This is a genomic window from Amycolatopsis sp. NPDC003676 (genome assembly GCF_053587275.1).
In genome coordinates this window covers 1-1,236 of sequence record NZ_JBSFNS010000336.1, presented here as the reverse complement: position 1 = coordinate 1,236, position 1,236 = coordinate 1, and the positions used below count along the sequence as shown (strand labels likewise).

The following is a 1,236-nucleotide window of genomic DNA, read 5'->3' as shown; positions in this document are numbered from 1 at the left end:
ACTCGTCCAGGGTGAACTTCACCAGTACCTTCGGGCCGTCGAGCGACACATCGTCGACTTCGCCGGATCGCACGCCGGCCACATGCACCGGGTCGCCGGGCACCAGCCCGCCCGCGTCGGCGAAGAACGCGGTGAACGTCGCGCCGGAGCGGATGAACGGCAGCTTGGTGTACTGCAGCGTGGCGAGCGAGATCGTCACCGCCAGCACGATGCCGACGACGCCGATGGTGGCGGCCGACGACTTGCTCTCACTCATTCGGCGTACACCTTCCGCTCGCCTGCGAACCCGGGATTCGCACTTCCATCGGCTGACCGTTCGGGCCGTCTACCAGCAGGACGGTGCCGCAGATGTAGAGCTGCAGGAACGCGCCGTAGGAGCCGATGCGGATCAGTTTCTTGTAGGTGTCCGGTAGCTTCCCCAACACCCATTCGAGCTGGTCGGAGCCGTTGTCGAGGTTGGTGGCCAGCCGGCCGGTCTGCTCGATGGTGTTGCGCAGATCGGGACGTGCCGTGGTCAGCAAGTCGTTGAGTTCCTTCGTCGCACCGGCGATCCGCGGGAGCGCGGCGCCGATCGGGTCGCGTTCGGCGGCCAATCCGCTGACCAGGCGCTGCAATTCGTCGATCGTGGTGGTGAACTGCTCGTCGCGATCGTCGATGGTGGCCAGCACCGTGTTCAGGTTGTCGATCACGCTGCCGATCAGGGCGTCGCGGTCGGCGAGGGTTCGGGAGAAGTTGCCGCCGCTGTTGAGCAGCGAGACCAGCGTGCCGCCCTGGCCCTGGAAGATCTGCAGCAGCGCCGAGGTCAGGTCGTTGACCTGGCCGGGGTCGAGCCCACGCAGCAGCGGCTTGAAACCGCCGAGCAGCAGGTCCAGGTCCAATGCGGGCGCGGTCTGCTCCTTGCCGATGGTGGACCCCTCGGGCAGCACGCGGGCCGAGCCCGGGCCTTCCATCAGTTCCAGATACCGGTCACCGACCAGGTTCTCGTACTTGATCGCCAGGCGGGTGCTCGACAGCACGGCGTACTTGGTGTCCACGTCGAACTCGACGTGCGCGAGATCGTCGTCGCCGACCTTCACCGAGGTCACCGAGCCCACCGGGACGCCGGCGATGCGCACCTTCGCCCCCGGCACCATGCAACGCCTCCGCCGAATCGATCGTGACCCGGTAGCCGCCGGAGTGCTCCATCTCCACCGGAACGCCGTCCTGGTAGCGGAAGACGATCCGGTTGCCCGAGCT

Annotated in this window: 2 protein-coding genes; both read right to left on the bottom strand. The window is 66.9% G+C overall.

Features of this window, described 5'->3' with window-relative positions; genetic code table 11:
* Positions 1–256: MlaD family protein (locus ACWDNU_RS46215; RefSeq protein WP_449673492.1), on the bottom strand; the 256-nt coding region annotated here is incomplete at its 3' end.
* Entirely contained in the window at positions 249–1,133 is an 885-nt protein-coding gene (locus tag ACWDNU_RS46210; protein WP_449673491.1) for an MCE family protein, read from the bottom strand. The genes ACWDNU_RS46215 and ACWDNU_RS46210, both read right to left, overlap by 8 nt.
* Positions 1,134–1,236: the final 103 nt, after the last annotated feature.